This is a genomic window from Halorubrum persicum (assembly GCF_002727125.1).
In the GTDB taxonomy this organism is placed as follows: domain Archaea; phylum Halobacteriota; class Halobacteria; order Halobacteriales; family Haloferacaceae; genus Halorubrum; species Halorubrum persicum.
The window spans coordinates 21,238-39,889 of sequence record NZ_NHOA01000043.1; the positions used below are offsets into that span (position 1 = coordinate 21,238).

The 18,652-nt window shown below is 67.5% G+C and carries 22 protein-coding genes; 12 read left to right on the forward strand and 10 right to left on the reverse strand.

The window, feature by feature from the left end:
- Positions 1-2: 2 nt before the first annotated feature.
- Together DJ69_RS06885 and DJ69_RS06890 are read right to left on the reverse strand one after the other, a co-directional pair.
- The gene (locus DJ69_RS06885) at positions 3-1,190 is read right to left on the reverse strand and encodes a redox-regulated ATPase YchF (RefSeq protein WP_099254942.1); all 1,188 of its coding nucleotides are present in this window, start codon (positions 1,188-1,190) and stop codon (positions 3-5) included.
- Positions 1,191-1,287: 97 nt separating this feature from the next.
- Positions 1,288-2,397, reverse strand: coding sequence for an OBG GTPase family GTP-binding protein (locus DJ69_RS06890; RefSeq protein WP_099254943.1), 1,110 nt, complete (start codon positions 2,395-2,397; stop codon positions 1,288-1,290).
- Positions 2,398-2,608: 211 nt separating this feature from the next.
- Here DJ69_RS06890 and DJ69_RS06895 point away from each other — a divergent pair, with 211 nt between their 5' ends.
- Positions 2,609-2,809, forward strand: a complete 201-nt coding sequence (locus tag DJ69_RS06895; protein ID WP_099254944.1) for a VNG_1110C family protein — start codon at positions 2,609-2,611, stop codon at positions 2,807-2,809.
- 168 nt (positions 2,810-2,977) lie between these two features.
- Here DJ69_RS06895 and DJ69_RS06900 read toward each other — a convergent pair whose 3' ends face one another.
- Positions 2,978-3,430, reverse strand: coding sequence for a hypothetical protein (locus DJ69_RS06900; RefSeq protein WP_099254945.1), 453 nt, complete (start codon positions 3,428-3,430; stop codon positions 2,978-2,980).
- Positions 3,431-3,702: 272 nt separating this feature from the next.
- On the opposite strand from DJ69_RS06900, the gene coxB reads away from it, so the two are divergent.
- Positions 3,703-4,491 carry a cytochrome c oxidase subunit II gene (gene coxB, locus DJ69_RS06905; protein WP_099254946.1) on the forward strand — a complete coding sequence of 263 codons (789 nt, stop codon included), beginning with the start codon at positions 3,703-3,705 and terminating at the stop codon, positions 4,489-4,491.
- Positions 4,488-6,986: a cbb3-type cytochrome c oxidase subunit I gene (locus DJ69_RS06910; protein ID WP_099254947.1), complete on the forward strand. Its 2,499-nt coding sequence runs from the start codon at positions 4,488-4,490 to the stop codon at positions 6,984-6,986. The genes coxB and DJ69_RS06910 overlap by 4 nt, the downstream gene beginning before the upstream one ends.
- A gap of 44 nt (positions 6,987-7,030) precedes the next feature.
- Here the strand turns inward: DJ69_RS06910 and DJ69_RS06915 are convergent, their stop codons facing one another.
- Entirely contained in the window at positions 7,031-7,504 is a 474-nt protein-coding gene (locus DJ69_RS06915; RefSeq protein WP_099254948.1) for a zinc ribbon domain-containing protein, read from the reverse strand.
- A gap of 79 nt (positions 7,505-7,583) precedes the next feature.
- Between DJ69_RS06915 and DJ69_RS06920 the strand changes: the two genes are divergently transcribed.
- Positions 7,584-7,766: a hypothetical protein gene (locus DJ69_RS06920; RefSeq protein WP_099254949.1), complete on the forward strand. Its 183-nt coding sequence runs from the start codon at positions 7,584-7,586 to the stop codon at positions 7,764-7,766.
- A 52-nt stretch (positions 7,767-7,818) separates the two neighbouring features.
- Complete coding sequence (locus DJ69_RS06925; protein ID WP_099254950.1) at positions 7,819-8,811, forward strand: NAD-dependent epimerase/dehydratase family protein; 993 nt, start codon at positions 7,819-7,821, stop codon at positions 8,809-8,811.
- A 20-nt stretch (positions 8,812-8,831) separates the two neighbouring features.
- Here the strand turns inward: DJ69_RS06925 and DJ69_RS06930 are convergent, their stop codons facing one another.
- Together DJ69_RS06930 and DJ69_RS06935 are read right to left on the reverse strand one after the other, a co-directional pair.
- On the reverse strand, positions 8,832-9,581 hold the full coding sequence (locus tag DJ69_RS06930) for a GNAT family N-acetyltransferase (protein ID WP_099254951.1): 750 nt from the start codon (positions 9,579-9,581) through the stop codon (positions 8,832-8,834).
- Positions 9,582-9,711: 130 nt separating this feature from the next.
- Positions 9,712-9,987: a cytochrome C oxidase subunit IV family protein gene (locus DJ69_RS06935; protein WP_099254952.1), complete on the reverse strand. Its 276-nt coding sequence runs from the start codon at positions 9,985-9,987 to the stop codon at positions 9,712-9,714.
- 165 nt (positions 9,988-10,152) lie between these two features.
- On the opposite strand from DJ69_RS06935, the gene DJ69_RS06940 reads away from it, so the two are divergent.
- Complete coding sequence (locus tag DJ69_RS06940; RefSeq protein ID WP_099255057.1) at positions 10,153-10,671, forward strand: hypothetical protein; 519 nt, start codon at positions 10,153-10,155, stop codon at positions 10,669-10,671.
- A gap of 101 nt (positions 10,672-10,772) precedes the next feature.
- On the opposite strand, the gene DJ69_RS06945 is transcribed toward DJ69_RS06940, so the two are convergent.
- Positions 10,773-11,345 (reverse strand): halocyanin domain-containing protein, encoded by a 573-nt coding sequence (locus tag DJ69_RS06945; RefSeq protein ID WP_099254953.1) that lies wholly within the window; start codon positions 11,343-11,345, stop codon positions 10,773-10,775.
- 135 nt (positions 11,346-11,480) lie between these two features.
- Between DJ69_RS06945 and DJ69_RS06950 the strand changes: the two genes are divergently transcribed.
- A complete protein-coding gene (locus DJ69_RS06950) occupies positions 11,481-12,080 on the forward strand; it encodes a hypothetical protein (protein ID WP_099254954.1) in 600 nt (199 codons plus the stop codon).
- A gap of 11 nt (positions 12,081-12,091) precedes the next feature.
- On the opposite strand, the gene DJ69_RS06955 is transcribed toward DJ69_RS06950, so the two are convergent.
- Positions 12,092-12,445 (reverse strand): helix-turn-helix transcriptional regulator, encoded by a 354-nt coding sequence (locus DJ69_RS06955; protein ID WP_004050160.1) that lies wholly within the window; start codon positions 12,443-12,445, stop codon positions 12,092-12,094.
- Positions 12,446-12,581: 136 nt separating this feature from the next.
- The gene (locus DJ69_RS06960; RefSeq protein WP_099254955.1) at positions 12,582-13,406 is read right to left on the reverse strand and encodes an NRDE family protein; all 825 of its coding nucleotides are present in this window, start codon (positions 13,404-13,406) and stop codon (positions 12,582-12,584) included.
- 107 nt (positions 13,407-13,513) lie between these two features.
- On the opposite strand from DJ69_RS06960, the gene DJ69_RS06965 reads away from it, so the two are divergent.
- The 5 genes from DJ69_RS06965 (at position 13,514) to DJ69_RS06985 (ending at position 17,351) form a co-directional block, all read left to right on the forward strand.
- Positions 13,514-14,584: a glucose 1-dehydrogenase gene (locus DJ69_RS06965; protein ID WP_099254956.1), complete on the forward strand. Its 1,071-nt coding sequence runs from the start codon at positions 13,514-13,516 to the stop codon at positions 14,582-14,584.
- Entirely contained in the window at positions 14,571-15,206 is a 636-nt protein-coding gene (gfcR, locus tag DJ69_RS06970) for a transcriptional regulator GfcR (protein ID WP_099254957.1), read from the forward strand. Before DJ69_RS06965 ends, gfcR begins: the two co-directional genes overlap by 14 nt.
- A 109-nt stretch (positions 15,207-15,315) precedes the next feature.
- On the forward strand, positions 15,316-15,660 hold the full coding sequence (locus DJ69_RS06975) for a glutaredoxin family protein (RefSeq protein WP_099254958.1): 345 nt from the start codon (positions 15,316-15,318) through the stop codon (positions 15,658-15,660).
- Between the two features lie 268 nt (positions 15,661-15,928).
- On the forward strand, positions 15,929-16,498 hold the full coding sequence (locus tag DJ69_RS06980; RefSeq protein WP_008849440.1) for a DUF7110 family protein: 570 nt from the start codon (positions 15,929-15,931) through the stop codon (positions 16,496-16,498).
- Between the two features lie 136 nt (positions 16,499-16,634).
- Positions 16,635-17,351, forward strand: coding sequence for a diphthine--ammonia ligase (locus DJ69_RS06985; RefSeq protein ID WP_099254959.1), 717 nt, complete (start codon positions 16,635-16,637; stop codon positions 17,349-17,351).
- Between the two features lie 21 nt (positions 17,352-17,372).
- Here the strand turns inward: DJ69_RS06985 and DJ69_RS06990 are convergent, their stop codons facing one another.
- On the reverse strand, positions 17,373-18,626 hold the full coding sequence (locus DJ69_RS06990) for a Glu/Leu/Phe/Val family dehydrogenase (RefSeq protein WP_099254960.1): 1,254 nt from the start codon (positions 18,624-18,626) through the stop codon (positions 17,373-17,375).
- Between the last annotated feature and the right edge of the window lie 26 nt (positions 18,627-18,652).

The following is an 18,652-nucleotide window of genomic DNA, read 5'->3' on the forward strand; positions in this document are numbered from 1 at the left end:
GATTACGGCCCCGCGGTCGAGACGATCTTCACCACGTCGCCCTCCGAGAGCTCGTGCCCTTCGCCGATCCGGCGCGAGGAGCGGGCGTCGACCGCGTGGAGGTACCCCTCACCGATGTCGGTGTGGACCGCGTACGCCAGGTCGGGCGGCGTCGCGCCCGACGGGAGGAGAAACGCGTCCGGGAGGACGTTTCCGGTCCCGTCCGTCCACTTGGAGGCGTCCTGCACCGGGTAGACGGTGATCCGGTCGAGCAGGTCGTACACCGCCGCGTTCAGCGCGGTCTGGACCCCGGTGCCGCCGTGGTCAGTCATCGCGCCGCGGATCGCCTCTAACCCCTCGCGCTGGCCGTCCGAGACGTCGCCGACCACGTCGAACCCGTCGTCGCCCGGATCGTAGTCGACGACGCCGGCCTCAGCGGCGCGGCGCAGGCCGAGCTCCCCGTCGGCCGTGGCCGGCACCACCGGCTTGTCCGTCCCCTCGCGGAGCCGGTCGATCGCCCCCTCGGGCGCGGCGTCGACCTTGTTGGCGACGACGACGATGGGTTTGGTCCGGCGCCGGATCGCCCGCGCGAGGTCTTCGCGGTCGTCGTCGGTCCACTGCTTCGGGTCGTCGGGGTACTCCAGTCCGCGGAGGACCGCCGTCACGTCGTGTTCGGTGGCGCCGAACCCCGTGAGCAGATCGGTGACCGCCGCCTCGAGATCGAAGTCGGGCGAGCGCGACTGGCGCTCGACGCCCTCCCAGTTGCGGTCGACGATCCCCGCGAGCCACAGGTCCATCTCCTCCTCGATGAAGTCCACGTCGTCGAGGGGGTCGTGCGCGCCGACCGCCACGGGCTCGCCCTCCGCGTCGGTCGCCCCCGAGGCGTCGACGACGTTCAACACCACGTCCGCGTTCGTCAGCTCGTCGAGGAACTGGTTACCGAGGCCCTTCCCCTCGTGGGCGCCCGGAACGAGCCCGGCCACGTCGAGGAGTTCGACGGGGACGTACCGCTTCCCGGCCCGGCAGTTCTCGTTGCCGCAGCGCTCGTCGCGGTCGAGACAGGGGCACTCGGTGCGGACGTGAGTCACTCCGCGGTTGGCGTCGATCGTCGTGAACGGGTAGTTCGCCACGTCGACGTCGGCCATCGTGGCGGCGGTGTAGAAGGTGGACTTGCCGGCGTTCGGCTTGCCCGCCAGCGCGACCGTGATCATGGTGGTGCGTCGCGGCCGCGCGAAAAGCGCCTTTCGGTCGGGCCTCGCGGTGACCGACCGTGTCCGACCGAGCTCGGTTACTTCGGACCGAACCCGGTTACTTCCGCGCGACGATGCGGAGCACGTCCTCGTCGGCCAGTTCGTGTCCCTTGCCGACCTGCTGGTCGTCGTGTTTCGCGCTGGGGCCGGAGACGCGGGCGAACTTGAACCGGTCGTCGAACTCCCCGCCGATCTTCGCGCAGGCGTCGCCGACCGTGTCGCCCTCGAAGAGGACCAGCGGCTCCTCGTAGTCCACGCCGCGGCCCGGCTTGTCCATGTAGATCCGGATGAGACCGAGCTCCTCCCAGAGCCGCTCTTTGAGCCCGTCGAGCCCGCGCTCCTTCGCGGCGGAGATGAAGATCACGTCGTCGGGGTCGAGTCCGCGCTCGCGGAGCTCCGCCTCGACCGTCGGGAGGTACTCCTTGTCGATGAGGTCGGCCTTGTTGACGGTGACCATCGAGGGGAGGTACTCGCGGTTGTCCATCACGGCGTCGACCAGCTCGTCGATCGTGAGGTCGTGGGGGATCGTCACCTTGGCGTTGACGTAGCCGTACTCGCGGAGCACCTGTTTGACGGTGTTCTCGTCGAGGCTCACGTCGTCGCTCATCGTCACCCCGATCCCGTCCTTGTGGGTCTTCCGGATGTTGATGTTGGGCGGCTCCGTGTCGAGGCGGATGTTGGTGTTGTACAGCTCCTCGCTCAGCCGGTCGTACTGCTCGATCTCGAACACGGAGAGGACGTACACCACGAGGTCCGCGGTCCGGACGACGGAGAGCACCTCCTTGCCGCCCCCGCGTCCCCCCGCGGCGCCCTCGATCAGCCCCGGCACGTCGAGGATCTGAATGTTCGCGCCGCGGTACTGCAGCATGCCGGGGTTGACGTCGAGGGTCGTGAACTCGTAGGAGCCCACCTCGCTGTCGGCGTTGGTGAGGGCGTTGATCAGGGTGGACTTCCCCACGCTCGGGAACCCGACGAGCGCGACCGTGGCGTCCCCGTGTTTCTCGACCGCGTACCCGTGGCCGCCGCCGGCGGAGGACTGGTTCTCCAGTTTCTCCTTTTTCTCCGCGAGCTTCGCCTTCAGCCGCCCGATGTGTGCCTCGGTGGACTTGTTGTAGGGCGTCTCGGCGATCTCCTCGCGGAGGTCCTCCATCTCATCCTCCAGTCCCATTGACCTACAGTCGGCCGTTCGACTCGTTAAAGGTGTTCTTTCCGCCTCACGATCGCGTCGCCCGCCCTCGGTGGCGTGATTTTCGGCGGACGCCCTCGCGCCCGGACCGCGACCGCCCCACTGCGACCGGATCCGCCGGCGGCGGGCCGGCGTCGATTCGGCAATCTTTCGACACGATTATACCGGTTTACTGCGACGGACGACACGTCGAATGCCCGATCCGTCGAGTCTCCGTGACAGCACGCAGATCGTCCTCCCGCGTCGCGCGCTCGACGGGCTGCGGGGCGGCATCTGCGATCGGTTCACCGTGACGGTGGTCGAAGGCGACGACCACTACCGGATCATCGGGAGCCCCGTCGAGATCAAGGCCGCGAGCGACTTCCTCGCCCGGAACGGCGTCGCGGTCGCCTGATCACAGCGGTTCGTGACGGGCGCTTCGAGAAAGCAGACTCGAGAGAGCGGACTGTTCCAGCGGACGGCGGTCCGGCTCGAAGTCGGTCGTCCCTGTTCGGATCCGGGAGTCCCCGCTCGGATCCCGACCGCCGCCTGACCAGCTATCCGGAGATTTCGGTCCGACCGCCTAGCCGAAGAGACCGATGAGCAGTTCGGCCGCGATGAGCACGAGAAACACGAGCCCCGACGCGAACGACCCGGCGGCGACGCCGTGGGCGTTGCCGAGGCCGCGACCGCGAGCGCCGAAGTAGGCGCCGAGGAAGACGAATCCGGTCAGCAGGATCCCGACAGCGACGTACACGAGGGTGAGGAGGCTGCCGGACAACCCTTCCGGCAGTCCGAAGTTCCCGACCGCGAGGAGCGCGACCGCGCCGATCCCGACGGTGATGGCGACGAAGGAGACGGCCCACGTCACCGGCTTTCGGGCGATATCGCCGAGGACGCCGGTTATCGCGTCGTACCTGCTGACTGACTCGGCACCGGGAGCGGTGCGTTTCCCGCCGATCTGTGCGACGGCGACGAAGGTGCTCACGACGAGCAGCCCCATCAGTGCCGTGCTCAAGAGCGTGAGTGAGACCATGGTGAGTTCGTTGTTAGGCGGTCCGTTCCCGCGTACAAATAGCCTTCGTATGTTCCGCCGATTCGTGTGTTTCGCCGAGCGACTCTCCAGCCCCGTCTCGTCGACCCGTTCGATCACCCGGTCAAGCGTCCCGTCCCGACACGTCGTGACCGCGGGTCTCTTCCCCCGAGCACTGCCGTCCTTCCGACGGCCAAGCGGTTCGCCGCTCGGTCGGTTCACACAAGAGTTAACTGCGCCTTCGCTAAGGGACGTACAAGAGCAGAGAGACGAACATGATAGATTCACTCATCCTGCAACAGGGGAGCGACTGGCGCGCACAGGCGGAGGTCTTTGACGAGATCTTCTTCGTCTTCCTCGCGTTAGGGACCCTCATCGGAACCATCGTCGTCGCGTACACGCTGTGGAACGTGTACAAGTACCGCGACGACGGCGGCGAGCCGAAGGAGGACTTCGACGCGCCGGAGGTCGGCGAGCTCCCGACGGGACAGGGCGGTCCGAAAGCAAAGAAGCTCTTCCTATCGTTTGGGTTGAGCGCGATCGTGGTGATCAGTCTCGTTGTGTACGCGTACGGGATACTCCTCTACGTCGAGGAGGGGCCCGACTCTCCCGAAGAGAACATCGAGATCATGGTCGAGGGGTACCAGTACGGCTGGGATTACGAGTACCCGAACGGTCACACCGAGAGTGGTGAGATGGTCGTTCCCGCCGACACGCGGATCGACATCACGGTGACCTCACGGGACGTGTGGCACAACTTCGGATCGTCGGAGCTACGGATAAAATCCGACGCCATTCCCGGAGACACCAACGAGAACTGGTTCTCTGTGAGCTCCGAAGAGGTCCAGGCGCAGGGCGGCGAGGCGACGTTCATGGTCGAGTGCTTCGAACTCTGCGGCCCCGGTCACTCGGCGATGAAGAGCCAGATCACCGTCATCCCCGAAGACGAGTGGGAGACGTGGTACGAGGGGACCGGCGGTAACTCCTCCAGCGTCGAGGGCGGCGTGACCGCCGACGGCGCCGCAAGCATTAACGCCGCCGCCATCGGAGGTGTGAGTGCATGAGCGAGCTTCCGCCGACGACCTCGGTCAAGCGCTGGTTCGTCACCACGAATCACAAGGACATCGGGATCCTGTACACGATCACCGCGCTGTTCTTCCTGCTGTTCGGGGGGGTGCTCGCGCTGCTGATCCGGATGCAGCTGTGGGACCCGACGAGCCAGATCCTCTCCGGGCTGGCGTACAACGAGGCCGTCACCGCACACGGGCTGATCATGGTGTTCTGGTTCCTCTCGCCGTTCGGATTCGGCTTCGCGAACTACTTCGTGCCGCTCCAGATCGGCGCTGACGACCTCGCGTTCCCGCGTCTGAACGCGCTCTCCTACTGGATGTACCTCTTCTCGGGCATCCTGCTGGGAATCAGCTTCTTCCAGGGCGGAACGCTCAGCGCCGGGTGGACGATGTACGCCCCGCTCAACATCCCGATGTATACGCCAAGCATCGGGTCGACCGGGGCGGTGCTCGCGCTGTTCATGTTCGTCGTCGGCATCACGGCGTCGACGGTGAACTTCCTCACGTCCATTCACCACTCGCGCGCTGAAGGGATGGGGATCATGGACATGCCGATGTTCACCTGGTCCATCCTCGCGACGGTGTGGATGATGCTGTTCGCGTTCGCGGCGCTGCTGGCGGTCGGACTCATCCTCGCGTCCGACCGCGTGCTCGGGAGTGTGTACTTCTCCGCGACCGAAGGGGGATCCCTGCTGTGGGGCCACCTCTTCTGGTTCTTCGGTCACCCCGAGGTGTACATCGTCTTCTTCCCGGCGCTCGGCGTGATGTTGGAGCTGTTCCAGACGTTCTCCGGGCGGCGGCTCGTCGGCCGGAAGTGGGTGATCATCTCCATCTGTCTGATCTCGGTCCAGTCGTTCCTCGTCTGGATGCACCACATGTTCCTGACGACGATCAACCTCGAGATCAAGACGCTCATGATGGCGACCACCATCGGGATCTCGCTACCGTTCGACCTCGTGGTGTTCTCGCTGATCTACACGCTGATCAAGGGGCGCATCCAGTTCACGACGCCGTTCCTCTTCGCGTTCGGGGCGCTGCTGCTGTTCATCCTCGGCGGCATCACCGGGGTGTTCCTCGGCGCGATCGTGCTCGACTACGAGTTCCGCGGCACCTACTGGGTGGTCGCGCACTTCCACTACGTGATGTTCGGCGGTGCGACGGCGCTGTTCGGCGGGGCCTACTACTGGTTCCCGAAAGTGACCGGGAAGATGTACGACGAGCTGCTCGGGAAGATCCACTTCGTGATCTTCTTCATCAGCTTCAACATGGTCTACTTCTCCATGTTCCTCGGCTGGGAGACCCCCCGCCGGGTGTTCGAGTACAACCCCGAGTTCCAGATCTACCATCAGTTCGGGACGATCGGCGCGTTCGTGCTCGGACTGTCCTTCTTCATCATGTTCTACAACTTCGCGAAGTCCTACGTCTCCGGCGAGCCCGCCGGGGACAACCCGTGGGACTACTCGCGGACCGCGGAGTGGGCGGTCTCCTCGCCCCCGCCGCTGGAGAACTGGCCCAACCGCCCCTCGTACGCCTCGGGCAAGCTGGAGTTCGTGAAGGATTACGTGCCTGACGGCGGCCCGGCGGTGAAGGCCGACGCCGAGGGCAACGCCGCGACGGACGGCGGCGACAACCATGAAGAGCACATCTCGGAGTACCCGTACTGGGATAAACACCCGAGCCACGCGAGCATCTGGCCGTTCGCGATCTCGCTGGCGCTCGGGACCGTGCTGCTCGGCCTCTCCGGGTTCAGCGAGTCGCTGTCGTTCGTCCTCGGCGACTCGATAGCGAGCACCACGCTCAACGTCTCGAACCCCGTGTACCCGATACTCGTCGTCGTCGGACTGGTCGGAATGGTCTGGTCCGGCGTGAAGTGGGGGCTGCAGGACTTCTACGCCCCGCCGAGCGAGTTCGCCGAGCGGTGGCCCTTCGAGGGCGTCGAGAAGGTGAAGCTGGGGATGTGGTTCTTCCTCGCGTCGGACGTGATCGTCTTCGGCGCGTTCCTCTCCGCGGCCATCTTCGTCCGGTACAACGCCGGCTGGATGACGTGGGAGCCGCTGACGGAGTCCCTCCCCGGCCTCATCAACACGTTCGTGCTGATCACCTCGTCGTTCACCGTGATCCTCGCGCTGGTGGCGGCTCACCGTAAGAGCCGGCAGGGGCTCCTCGCCTCGCTCGGCGCGACGATCGCGTTCGGCTTCGTGTTCCTCGCGATCAAGCTGTGGGAGTGGAACCACGAGATCTTCGACCGCGGCGTGACGATCAACGCCAACGCCCACGGCGATCCGGTCCAAGCGTCGATCTACTACGTGACGACGGGGCTCCACGGGATCCACGTGGTGATCGGCCTCCTGATCGCCATCTACCTGTTCGTCCGGGCGTATCAGGGCCACTACCTGGACGACGAGCGGCCGATCGAGTACTTCGGCCTCTACTGGCACTTTGTCGACATCGTCTGGGTGTTCATCTTCCCGCTGTTCTACCTCTTCTGAGGAGACGGCGGACGCCACGGCCCGGCTTTTTTTCGACGACGCTGTTACGGCTCCAGCGGATCCGCACACCACTGACAGAAGTCCAGCTTTGCGTCCGTGTCGCGGCCGCAGTGGGGACACGAGACGGTCGAATCACCCGGTCCGGACGAGTCGGGCTCGTCGCCGTCCTGCGTCGCTTCGTCTCGGCTGGACTCGGACGCGTCCGGGGCGGCGTCAGTCGACGCCGACTGGCGCTCGCGAGCGGGGTTGTTCCGGACGGCGAGGACGTACGCGTCGACGACGCTGGCGCCGACAGCGACGAGCGCCGGGGCGAGCGCACCGATCGGCGGACGGTCGCCGGCGACGAGCTGATCGATCGCCCCGTCGGGGACGAGGAACACGAGCGTCGCTGTGACTACCGCGTACCACCCGAAGGCCCGCGCCCACCGGCGGAGGTAGGCGTGACCGAGTCCGGACACCAGAAGCGCCAGCGCCGCCGCGAGCCACGGTCGACGCCGGCTGATATCGGGATCGCTCATGTCGTCGCGGACGAGCGCCAGCGCCGAGAAACTACCCCTCCCTCGGAGCGTTTATGTGGCCGAGACGCCGAAGGTGGGTATGTTCGGCGTGCCGACCGGAGAGTTCCTCATCGGGATCGGGTTCGCGGTCGCCGGGGTCGGGACCTGGTTTGTCGGGCTCGGCGTCGCATACCTCCTGTACCGGCGGTGGCGCGGTGACGGGCCGCGCGCTGACGGCGAAGACGGCGGGACGGCCGACGACGAGCCGCGACCGGAGAACTGATCGCCCGCTTCGGTTCGGGCACGCTTTTGAGTCTGCTTCCCGGAGGATCTGTATGACCGACACGGCGCTCGTCATCGGTGGGACGCGATTCATCGGTCGGCACACCGTATCCGATCTGCTCGCGAACGGCTACGAGGTCGGGATGCTGAACCGGGGGACCCACGAGAACCCGTTTGCCGACGACGATCGGGTGACACACGTCGAGGGCGACCGGAAGAACGAGCGGGACCTCCGGACCGCGAATCTCTCCGTCGACCCAGATATCGTGATCGACTGCGTCGCCTACCAGCCGGGCGACGTGGAGACGGCCACGGAGGTGTTCGCCGACGTTGAGGGGTACGTGTACATCTCCTCGGGCGACAGCTACGCGACCGAGGAGATCCCCAAGCGCGAAGGAGAGACCCCGCTTCGCCCGTGTACGCCCGAGCAGGCGACCGACGACGAGCCGGACACCTACGGGAATCGGAAAGCCGAGGGCGACCGTGCCGTGTTCGCAGCCGCCGAGGAAGGGGTCAACGCGATGGCGGTGCGCCCGTGTATCGTCTACGGGCCGAACGACTACACGGAGCGGCTCGACTACTGGATCGATCGGGTGCTCTCTCACGACCGCGTCGTCGTCCCCGGCGACGGGCAGAACCTCTGGCACCGCGCGTACGTCGAAGACGTCGCGAGCGCGCTCCGGATCGTCGCCGAGCGCGGCGAGGCGGGACGGGCGTACAACGTGGGCGACCGCCGGGCCCTCACGCTCGAAGAGACGCTGGAGACGATCGCCGACGCGGCCGGCGTCGACTGCGATGTCGTCACGGCGAGCGACGACGCGCTGGCGGCCGGCGGTCTCGAGCCGGACGACTTCGTGTTGTACCGGGAGTATCCGCACCTGCTCGACACATGCGCGCTCGCCGCCCTCGGGTGGGAGTCGACGCCGGTCGAGGAGGCGATGGCGCGGACCGTCGCCGAGCACCGTGACGCCGATCGCGACGGGAGCGAGTGGGATCCGGGACGAGAGGCCGAGGAGCGCGTGCTGGGCGTGAAAGAGACGCTGTAGCTCGGACCGGGAGGCGCGCGTCAGTACGCCGCGTCCCATCGGGCCGGCTTGCGCCGGTTCCCGCAGTCGCGGCACTCCATCCGGTCCATCGTGTCGATGGCGACGTTCGTCCCCTCGCAGTTCCCGCAGAGGTAGCCGTAACGCTGCGACAGTTCGGCGTCGGCGTACGCCACGTAGAACGGGGCGTGGGAGCCGCGGTCGCTCTCGTCGAAGGCGACGTGGACGGTCTCGCCGTCGTCCGTCTCGTACGTGCCCTCGGAGATGCCGGTCAGCCGTCCGATCTGTTTGCGGTACTCCCGCTCGTCGAACGTCTCGTCGCCGACCTCCACCGACCGCTCGCCGTCGAGGTCGTACCCCTCGCGCTCGTAGAACGCCGTTCCCGCCTCGTTGGCGACGAGGACGCGCGCTTCGATGCGGTCGACATCCGCCGCGCGCAGGTCCGACTCCACCTCCTCGAGGAGCGCGGACCCGATCCCCGACTCGCGGTGGTCCGGGTGGACGTGGAGCCAGTCGATCTCGCCCACGCGCTCGCGCCGACCGACGACGTAGCTCTCGGCGAAGCCGACGACCGACCCGTCGACGACGGCGACGGGGAACACCGTGTCTTCGTCGCCGATGTCCGCCCCGAGGTCGTCGGGGTCGTACCACTCGTCGACCGCCTCCGCGAGCAGGGTCTCGTCGACCGCGTGACCGTAGGAAGCGACCAGCGATTCGCGCGCGACCGTCCGGATCGCGTCGATGTCGTCGAGCGTTGCCGTTCGAGTATCCATACCAGTTCATTCGCGCGGGGCCACAAAAAACACACAGGCGGGACGGGTCGAGAACGGAGAGGGGGGTCGAGGTCGAAATCGGAACGAGAACGGACAGAGACGCGAGGGCGCCGGAGCGCCGCGAGCCGGTCTACGAGATGGAGTACGTCGCCGCGGCCATCAGCAGCATGGTAAGCGCGAGGGCGAGCGACATCACGTAGGTGAGCGAGCGGTTCTCCCACCGGAGGTGCTGGAAGTAGGCGACGATGAGCAGCGTCTTGACCGTCGCGATCACCAGCGTTCCGCCGAGCGCCTGGGCGTAGGTGAAGTTGAGGAACTCGGCCTCGAAGAGGACGAAGTTGAGCGACGCCGCGACCAGGAGCGCGACGTAGATCGCCGTGTACAGTTTGAGCGAGTCGTCCGACATTGCTTGCCTTCGCCTTCGTCCGTACGCTTAAAGAATTAACCATCCGGGGGGCGTTACCGCGCCGGCCACGCCGGCCACACCGACCGTGCCGGCTTCGGCTCCCGAAACGCCTATCCGCGCGACGCACCCACCTCACACCGGTCGCAGTTGCCGACCGGTATCATCGTGGACCCGCTCGAACCGACGGACGATCTGCTCGAATCGCTGTACGTCGTCAACAAGGTCGCAAAGCAGTTCGCCGACGAGGCGAGCGCCGCCTACGAGCGCGGCGATCTCACCGAAAGCAACGTCCGGTCGGCCCGCAAAGACGCCCTCTACCGAACGAAGACGGCCGTCCTCTCTCGCGTCGTCGCCCACGATCCGTCACGCGTTTCCGGGGAGTACCACGCGATCAACGGCGACGTGTGGCTCTTTCTCGACGTCGACGGGTGGAAGTTCCATCAGCCGGCGTACGCGATCGGCGGCGAGCTCACGGACGCGATCGACATCGCGAACGCCCGGTCGGACCCCCTCGACGCGCCGTACGTCCGCGATTCGGCCGTCGAGCGCTCGGACCGCACGCTGGCGGAGGCCCTGTCGCGGCTGGCCGACGCCGGCGTCAACGCGAACGACCACCTCGCGCGCCCGACGGTCACGAGCGAGCACGACCGGATCGTCGACGTGCGGTGGTCGTTCCTCCCGTAGCCGTCCTCTTTCTCAGCCGGGCGGCGCTGGCGTCCGACCCGAGAACGGTCGCACCGCTGCCGGACCGGCGCGCCGTAAAAATCGAACCGCAGTCAGGGGCGTTACGCCTCGACGACTTCGATGGCGCCGAGCATCCCGACCGCTTCGTGGGGGGTGCAGTAGTAGAGCTGAATCCCGGTGTTGTCGAACGACTGCTCGAAGGTATTGCCTTCCTCGCTCACGGCGTCGCCGCTCTCGAAGTCGGACTCGGAATCCTCGGCAGAGGCCACGTTGTGCGCGCCGCCCTGTCCCGTCCACTCCCAGACGACGGTCGTGCTGGAGTCGATCCGGATCGCGGGCGGCTCGAACGCCAATCCGTCGCTGCCGCCGCCGACCGCGACGGTGACCTCGTCCTGTCCGGTGTAGTCCATGATCTGGCCCTCGTACAGCCGGGCGTCGGCGAGGTACTCGTCGATCTCGCTCGGGACGTCGTCGGACGCGGAGCCGCCGCCGTCGGATCCGTCCGAACCATCAGAACCGTCGGATCCGTCCGAACCGTCGGATCCGTCCGAACCGTCCGAACCGTCCGAACCGTCACCGCCGTCCCCGCCGCCGGAACAGCCGGCGAGCGTTCCCAGGGTCAGCGCGGCTCCGGTTCCGGCGACGTACCGCCGTCTAGACAGTCTATTAGACATCACTATTCGGTAGGGGTTGGAGCCTTACAAACCCCTTGATGCGCCTCACCGTTCGGGAACTGAGCGACGGTTCTTGAGCGGGAGAAACGGCCCGCCGTCGGCGGCTTTATTCGCTGTCGCCTCCGAGGTCGGTCCATGCGGGAGGACGAGCTGGCGACGCGCGTGGTCGACCACTACGCCGCGGTCCACGACGACCCCGAGATCCGGTTGGAGGAGCCGTACGACGCGGAGGGTCGTCGCGGGGTCGTCGACGTGTACGTCCGGGTTCGCACGCCCGAGCGCGTCGACCACGTCATCGAGCTCAAGGGCGACGCCGCCGTGCGGGGCGCGACCGGCGCCAACGAGGTCCTCCGGCAGTACCGCCGGATGGAGCGGTACTTCCACGCCGACGCGAGCCACGCGCTCCGCCCGAAGCTCGGGCGCACCGAGCCGGGCGCGCGGTTCCTGCTCTGTTTCGCGCCGACTCCCACGTGCGTCTATCACGTCGCGACCCACCGGTCGCTCTACGGCACCGTGGACCAGGCGGGGCGGGTCGACGACGTACCCGCGGTGCGGACGGTCGCATTCCTCACGGGGCTCGACGACGACCCCGCCGACCTCGGCATGGTGTCGGTCAACGCGGACGCGCCGTTCGGTTCCGCGGCGTTTCTCAGCGCCGTGCCGGACGGCTCGCGGCTGGCGGAAAGCATCCGACGGGTCGACGACGACGTGATCGACCCGGAGAACGAGAAATAGCGGCCGGAGGCTCAGTACTCTTCGTACGCGAGGTTCATCATCCACTGCGAGAAGGCGTCAGCCTGCGCGTCGACCTCTTCCTCGCCGATGAACGGCGACAGCATGTCGCCGGCCATGAGCAGGGAGAAGTCGAGGTCGCGGGGCGCGGGTTCGAGGTAGTAGGTGTTGTGGCCGTCGTAGACGGTGTCGGACCGCTGGATGAGCCCGGACTCCTCTAACGCCTCCGCGATCCGGCTCCCCTTCCGCGAGGAGACGTCGAGTTCCTTCCAGAAGTCGCTCTGGTGGATGCCACCGGTCTCGCGGATGAGTTCGAGGCCGGCGCGTTCGTCCTCGGAGAGGTCGGCCTCGAGTTCGGACACACTCATATCATACAGGGCGCCCGCGAGTCGCTTAAAACTGGCTTTCCGCGCCGTCGCCGTCGCTGCGGCGATCCATCCGATCCGCTCGGTGGCTCCGCTCCGTCGGATCCGCCGGCTCGTAGCTTCCGCCCGCTCGGCTTCCCTACCGGCTCTCGCCCGACCCGAATCCCGCCGGCAGCGGCACCGTCTCCGCGGGCGTCTCGCAGGGCGGGCCGGCGGCGTACGCGAACTCAGGGGAGGCCTCGGAGGCGGAGGTGGAAGCGGTCCGAACACGGGTGAACGACCGCGTTCCGAAGCCGTCGCCGTGCAGGCAGGCCCCGTACTCGTGGTCCGCGAGCACGGCGCTCGCGCGGTCGAGCCACGCCTCGCCGAACTCGCCGGGCTCGGGCGCCAGCGCGGCCGCGACCGCCCGGGCGCTGTCGGCGCGCTCCGCGCCGAACTCCCGTCGCCGGTCCGGGATCGCGAAGCGCTCGACGCCGTTGACAACGCCGCCGACGTTGCCGACGACGTGGACGCCGGGATCCAGCCGGGTGATCGCCAGCCCGCCGTCGTACGAGAGGAGGAAGGCGGCGATCTCGTCGGCGAGCACCAGGTTGAACCCGTCGTACGACCGGGTTTCGAGGTCGCGCTCGACGGCACGCACCGCGGCCTCGGCCGAGTCCGCGGTCAGGCAGTCTCGCACGAGGAGTCCTCTGGAGCGGTCACGCTCGCGGTCGGCGTCGAGCCAGCGGTTCGTGACCGCGGCGACGACCCCCGACTCGGCGAGCCCGATCCACGTCCCGCCGGCGTCGGCGTCGCGGGGAGCGACGTACCTCGCGTCGCCGCTGCCGTCGCTGTCGCCGTCGAATTCGCCGTCGCCGCGGAGGGTCGGCGGCTCGGACGGCCGGTCCAGCGCCTCGTCGCGGTTCGCGGCGAGCGCGATCGGCGCGTCACCGAACGTCCGCCACGCGAGTGTGAGCGTGCACACGGCGGTGGTCCGGGGGCCGACGAGGAAAAACCCGCGGTCGGGAGAGGCGGAGATTCTTTACTCATAATAAAAGAAATCTTTTGGTGGCTGACCGTCAAAGCAGTTTCATGAAAGCGATCGCCGTGTACGACGGGACGGACGAACCGGTCGTGACAGAGAAGCCGCGACCGGACCCGGCACCCGGGGAGGCGCTCGTCAGGACCCTCCGGGTCGGCGTCGACGGGACGGACCACGAGGTCATCTCCGGAAGCCACGGCGGCTCTCCCGAGGGCGAGGACCACCTCGTGTTGGGCCACGAGGCGGTCGGCGTGGTCGTGGAGCCGAACGACACGCCCTTCGACGCCGGCGATATCGTCGTGCCGACTGTCCGGCGACCGCCCAACGGGGCGAACGAGTACTTCGCGCGCGGCGAGCCCGACATGGCGCCGGACGGCCAGTATCACGAGCGCGGCATCGTCGGCGCCCACGGGTTCATGGCGGAGTATTTCACCAGCCCGGCGGAGTTCCTCGTCGAAATCCCGCCGGCGCTGGCCGAGTGGGGGTTCCTCGTCGAGCCCGTCTCGATCGCGGAGAAGGCGATCGAGCACGCCTACGCCAGTCGGTCGGCGTTCGACTGGGAGCCCGAGTCGGCGCTGATACTGGGTAACGGCTCGCTCGGGCTCCTGACGATCGCGACCCTCGACGAAGAGTTCGACCGGATCTACTGTCTCGGCCGCCGCGAGCGCCCGGATCCGACGATTGACATCATCGAGTTCCTCGACGCGACGTACGTCAACTCCAACGAGACGCCGGTGCCGGCGGTGCCGGCGGCTCACGAGCCGATGGATCTCGTCTTCGAGGCGACCGGCTACGCGCCGCACGCCTTCGAGACGATCGAGGCGCTCGCGCCGAACGGCGTCGGCGCGCTGCTCGGGGTCCCGGGGGACTGGGAGTTCGAGGTCGACGGCGGGCGGCTCCACCGCGAGTTCGTCCTCCACAACAAGGCGCTCGTCGGCAGCGTCAACTCCGGCTACGAACACTTCGAGGCCGCCGTCGACTCGCTGTCGGGCTTTTCGGACGCCTTCCTCACCGATCTCGTCACGGGCGTGCACGGGCTCGACGACTTCGAGGCCGCGTTCGCGGATGACGACACGACTATTAAAACGGCGGTCGAATTCAGCGCATATGAAGAACGTTGACGACCTGATAGACAGCGCAGCCGAGCTCGCGGAACACGGGCTCTCGAAGGGCGAAATCGCCGACGAGCTGAACGTCTCCCGAGAGACTGCCAGCTGGCTCGTCGAGCGCGGCGGCGGCAACAGCTCGAGCGGCGAGGTCGCGGCGACGACCTCGACGGCGGACATCCACGTCGATTGGTCGGCGCTGGGGCGCGACTCGACGCGGCTCCAGTACGCCGCGAGCGCGATGGCGGACCTGCTCGCCAAGCAGGGGGAGAACGTCGACCTGACGGTCGGCGTCGAGAAGGCCGGCGCGCCGCTCGCGACCGCGGTCGCGAATAAGCTCGACACGGATCTGGGCACGTACGCGCCCGCGAAACACCAGTGGGACGAGGGCGACATCGACGAGCAGGGCGGCGGCTTCTCCCGGAACTTCGCCGCCATCCGCGACCGCGACTGCTACGTCGTCGACGACATCATCACCTCGGGGACGACGATGCGCGAGTCGATCGACGCGATCCGCGAGCAGGGCGGCGAGCCCGTCGCGTGCGTCGTGCTCGTCGACAAGCGCGGCTACAACGAGATCGACGGCGTCCCGGTGTACTCGCTCGTCGACGTGGTCCGGGTCGACCGCGAAGAGTAACCCGCGCGTCGCGCCCCCGCAGAACGCGGGCTGGAAACACCGATCCCGTGCGAGGCGAACGCCGATCCCGTGCGGAACCCATTTGCATCGCCGGCGCATACCGGCCGTCATGACGTTCCAACCCGAGACCGACGCCGAGCCCGACGAGATCGCGGCCCGAGTCGAGGAGACGATCGCCGACAACGACGTGGTGCTGTTCATGAAGGGGAACCGCCTGATGCCGCAGTGCGGCTACTCGAAGCGCGCCGTCGAGCTGATCGGCCAGCACGTCGAGGAGTTCGAGACGGTCGACGTGCTGCCGGCGCTGCCGCACTACCGCGAGGCGCTGGAGTCTCACAGCGGTTGGGAGACGATCCCGCAGACGTTCGTCGACGGCGAGTTCGTCGGCGGGAGCGACGTGCTCGCGGAGCTCGACGAGCGCGGCGAGCTGGCCGCTGAGCTGGGCGCCGAGTAACCAGAGCCGAACACCCGGAGCCGATCGTCTCGCGTCCCGATTTTTCCCGGATGTCACCGATCTACCTCGACTCCGTCAAACGGGTCCCGATCCGTCGAAACGACGCTCGCGGCGGAGCCGACGCCGCCGGCACGTCGGCGTGTGCCGTGTTCGATCTTCGAAAGTCGAAGGGCAGGCGATATAAACCCACGGACCGTAAGTAGGGTAGGTGCAGCAGTCGTTGCTGCCGCCGTGGCGATCGGTTCGACCCCACCTCACCCAACTAACAATGACAGGCCGCGTGTTCAGACTTCATTCGACGCTCGAACTGCCACTCGAAGACGTGGAGACGTACTTCGAAGAAGATCCCGACCTCCCGCCGGAGATCGACGACATCGACATCACGCGTCGAAACAACACCCTCATCATCAAGGCCCTGTCCGACGACGAGAGCATTAGTAAGTACACGCCGACCGCCCAGCTGAAGGCGTCGGTCACCGAGACGCGCGTGTGGGAGGAAGAGCCCCCGCGCGCCGGCGGTCCCCAGTGGATGGACGACGAGGAGGAGGAGATCCCCTCCGAGCTCGTCGAGTTCGCCTGCTTCAAGGGCGATCGCGAGACCGTCCTGCAGAACTCCGCGCTCCAGTACCCGATGTTCCTGGTGCTTCGGAAGATCGCGACCCTCTCCGAGAAGGGGACGCTCACCGCGATCACCGAGGAGGACGGCGAGCTGGAGGCGACCCGCATCGTCGAGGGCGAACCGCGCCCCGCGAGCATCGAGGTCGTCGAGAGCCCACAGGGGGCGGGCGACGGCGACGGCGGCGTCAACTGGCGCGACAACGAGTTCATCTCGGACTGAGACCCGGTTCGGAGCGGACGATTCGTCGGCCCGACCCAGATGCTTACCGTTTTCCTCCGCTGTTCCGCCGTTCACCGCCCCAGCGACGGCGTCGCGGACCGCCGACGCTTTAGGCGCGCCGAGCGTTCTCCCGCCAATGACCGACGACTGGGTGAGTCTCTTCTCGGGCGGGAAAGACTCCTCGTGGGCGCTGTACCGCGCGCTGGAGGCGGGCCTCGACGTCTCGCGACTTCTGACGGTTCACCCCGCAGGCGACTCGTACATGTATCACACGCCGGCGACCGAGCTCGCCGAACTCGCCGCCGAGAGCGTCGGGATCGACCTCGTCGAGGTGTCGCCCGATGACTTCAGCGCCGACGACGTCGACGACGCGGGCGCGCAGGGAGACGCCGAGCTGGAGCCGATGGAGGCGGCGCTTCGCGAGATCGCCGCGGGAGACGACATCGACCTCGCGGGCGTCACCGCCGGCGCGGTCGAGAGCGAGTATCAGACGAGCCGTATTCAGGGAATGTGCGACCGGCTCGGGATCGACCTGTTCGCGCCGCTGTGGCAGGAGGACCCGGTCGAGCTCGCCGAGGCGATGTTCGAGGCGGGGTTCGAGATCCGGATCGTGCAGGTGGCCGCCTACGGGCTCGACGAGTCGTGGCTCGGCCGACGCTACGACGCGGCGGCGCTCGCCGAGCTCGTCGATCTCAGCGAGGAGTACGGGGTCCATCCGCTGGGCGAGGGCGGCGAGTTCGAGACGTACGTCGTCGACGGGCCGCATATGGACCGGCGGATCGACATCGAGTACGACGCGGTCTGGGAGGGCGACCGCGGCCACATCGAGATTCGGGACGCGCGGCTGGAGTAGACTCCTTCTCGAAGGGCCGGACTACGGCCAGTTGCCGGCCTGTTCGGAGGCGTCGACGATCCGACTGATCGCGACGACGTACGCCGCGGTCCGGAGGTTCGGCGCCTCGGTGGCGTCGAAGGTGTCGACGATTCCGTCGAACGCCTCGGTGATAACGCGCTCTAGCTCCTCGTTCACCCGCTCTTCCGTCCAGTGGAACCGCTGCCGGTTCTGGACCCACTCGAAGTACGAGACGGTGACGCCGCCGGCGTTCGCGAGGATGTCGGGGACGACGTACACGTCCTTCTCGGCGAGCACGTCGTCGGCGGTGGGGGTGAGCGGTCCGTTCGCGGCCTCGACGATCACGTCGGCGCGCACGTCGGCGGCGAGGTCGCCGTCGATCGCGTTCTCCAGCGCGGCCGGCACGAGGAGGTCGACATCGAGCGTCAGGAGCTCCTCGTTCGTGATCGGCTCCGCGTCGCCGTACCCGCTGATGCTCCCCGTCTCGGCCTTGTGGTCCTTCGCCGCGCGCGGGTCGAGTCCGTCGGGCACGCGGATGCCACCCGAGGAGTCGGAGGCCGCGACCACGTCGGCACCGAGGTCGTCGAGCAGCGCGGCGGCGATCGAGCCCGCGTTCCCGTACCCCTGAACCGCGACCGTCGCACCCTCGATGTCGCGGTCGAGCCAGTCGAACGCCTCCCGTGCCGCGAGCGCGACGGAGCGACCGGTCGCCTCGACGCGCCCCTCGCTGCCGCCCGAATCGAGCGCTTTCCCGGTGATGACGCCGGGAGCGGTCGTGTTCTCTAACGTCTCGTAGGTGTCTTTGATCCAGTTCATCTCCCGCTGTCCGGTGTTGACGTCAGGTGCGGGGATGTCGCGGTCCTCGCCGATCAGCGGGCGGAGCTCGGTCGCGAACGCGCGGGTGAGCCGCTCCAGTTCGCTCTCGGAGTAGGTGGCGGGATCGATCGCGATCCCCCCCTTGCCGCCGCCGTACGGGATGTCGACGACGGCGCACTTGTACGCCATCCACCCCGACAGCGCCTTTACCTCGTCGCGGGTCACGCCCGGGTGATACCGGATCCCGCCCTTGTACGGGCCGCGGTCGCCGTTGAACTGCGACCGGTACGCGCGGACGGTCTCGAGCGAGCCGTCGTCGAGCTCGAAGGTGAGGTTCGTCTCCAACACCCGCTCGGGGTTCTTCAGGCGGGTGACTACACCGGACGGCGCGTCGAGGAAAGACACGGCGTCGTCGACTTGTTCTTTGAGGCTCTCAAAGGGATTAGCTTGACCGTCCATACTTCTGTCTCCCTGCGGATTGTGGT

Bases quoted from the DNA above. Each gene is read 5' to 3' on its own strand.
- DJ69_RS06885 (WP_099254942.1), bottom strand. From the start codon at position 1,190: ATGATCACGGTCGCGCTGGCGGGCAAGCCGAACGCCGGCAAGTCCACC.
- DJ69_RS06890 (WP_099254943.1), bottom strand. From the start codon at position 2,397: ATGGGACTGGAGGATGAGATGGAGGACCTCCGCGAGGAGATCGCCGAG.
- DJ69_RS06895 (WP_099254944.1), top strand. From the start codon at position 2,609: ATGCCCGATCCGTCGAGTCTCCGTGACAGCACGCAGATCGTCCTCCCG.
- DJ69_RS06900 (WP_099254945.1), bottom strand. From the start codon at position 3,430: ATGGTCTCACTCACGCTCTTGAGCACGGCACTGATGGGGCTGCTCGTC.
- coxB (WP_099254946.1), top strand. From the start codon at position 3,703: ATGATAGATTCACTCATCCTGCAACAGGGGAGCGACTGGCGCGCACAG.
- DJ69_RS06910 (WP_099254947.1), top strand. From the start codon at position 4,488: ATGAGCGAGCTTCCGCCGACGACCTCGGTCAAGCGCTGGTTCGTCACC.
- DJ69_RS06915 (WP_099254948.1), bottom strand. From the start codon at position 7,504: ATGAGCGATCCCGATATCAGCCGGCGTCGACCGTGGCTCGCGGCGGCG.
- DJ69_RS06920 (WP_099254949.1), top strand. From the start codon at position 7,584: ATGTTCGGCGTGCCGACCGGAGAGTTCCTCATCGGGATCGGGTTCGCG.
- DJ69_RS06925 (WP_099254950.1), top strand. From the start codon at position 7,819: ATGACCGACACGGCGCTCGTCATCGGTGGGACGCGATTCATCGGTCGG.
- DJ69_RS06930 (WP_099254951.1), bottom strand. From the start codon at position 9,581: ATGGATACTCGAACGGCAACGCTCGACGACATCGACGCGATCCGGACG.
- DJ69_RS06935 (WP_099254952.1), bottom strand. From the start codon at position 9,987: ATGTCGGACGACTCGCTCAAACTGTACACGGCGATCTACGTCGCGCTC.
- DJ69_RS06945 (WP_099254953.1), bottom strand. From the start codon at position 11,345: ATGTCTAATAGACTGTCTAGACGGCGGTACGTCGCCGGAACCGGAGCC.
- DJ69_RS06950 (WP_099254954.1), top strand. From the start codon at position 11,481: ATGCGGGAGGACGAGCTGGCGACGCGCGTGGTCGACCACTACGCCGCG.
- DJ69_RS06955 (WP_004050160.1), bottom strand. From the start codon at position 12,445: ATGAGTGTGTCCGAACTCGAGGCCGACCTCTCCGAGGACGAACGCGCC.
- DJ69_RS06965 (WP_099254956.1), top strand. From the start codon at position 13,514: ATGAAAGCGATCGCCGTGTACGACGGGACGGACGAACCGGTCGTGACA.
- gfcR (WP_099254957.1), top strand. From the start codon at position 14,571: ATGAAGAACGTTGACGACCTGATAGACAGCGCAGCCGAGCTCGCGGAA.
- DJ69_RS06975 (WP_099254958.1), top strand. From the start codon at position 15,316: ATGACGTTCCAACCCGAGACCGACGCCGAGCCCGACGAGATCGCGGCC.
- DJ69_RS06980 (WP_008849440.1), top strand. From the start codon at position 15,929: ATGACAGGCCGCGTGTTCAGACTTCATTCGACGCTCGAACTGCCACTC.
- DJ69_RS06985 (WP_099254959.1), top strand. From the start codon at position 16,635: ATGACCGACGACTGGGTGAGTCTCTTCTCGGGCGGGAAAGACTCCTCG.
- DJ69_RS06990 (WP_099254960.1), bottom strand. From the start codon at position 18,626: ATGGACGGTCAAGCTAATCCCTTTGAGAGCCTCAAAGAACAAGTCGAC.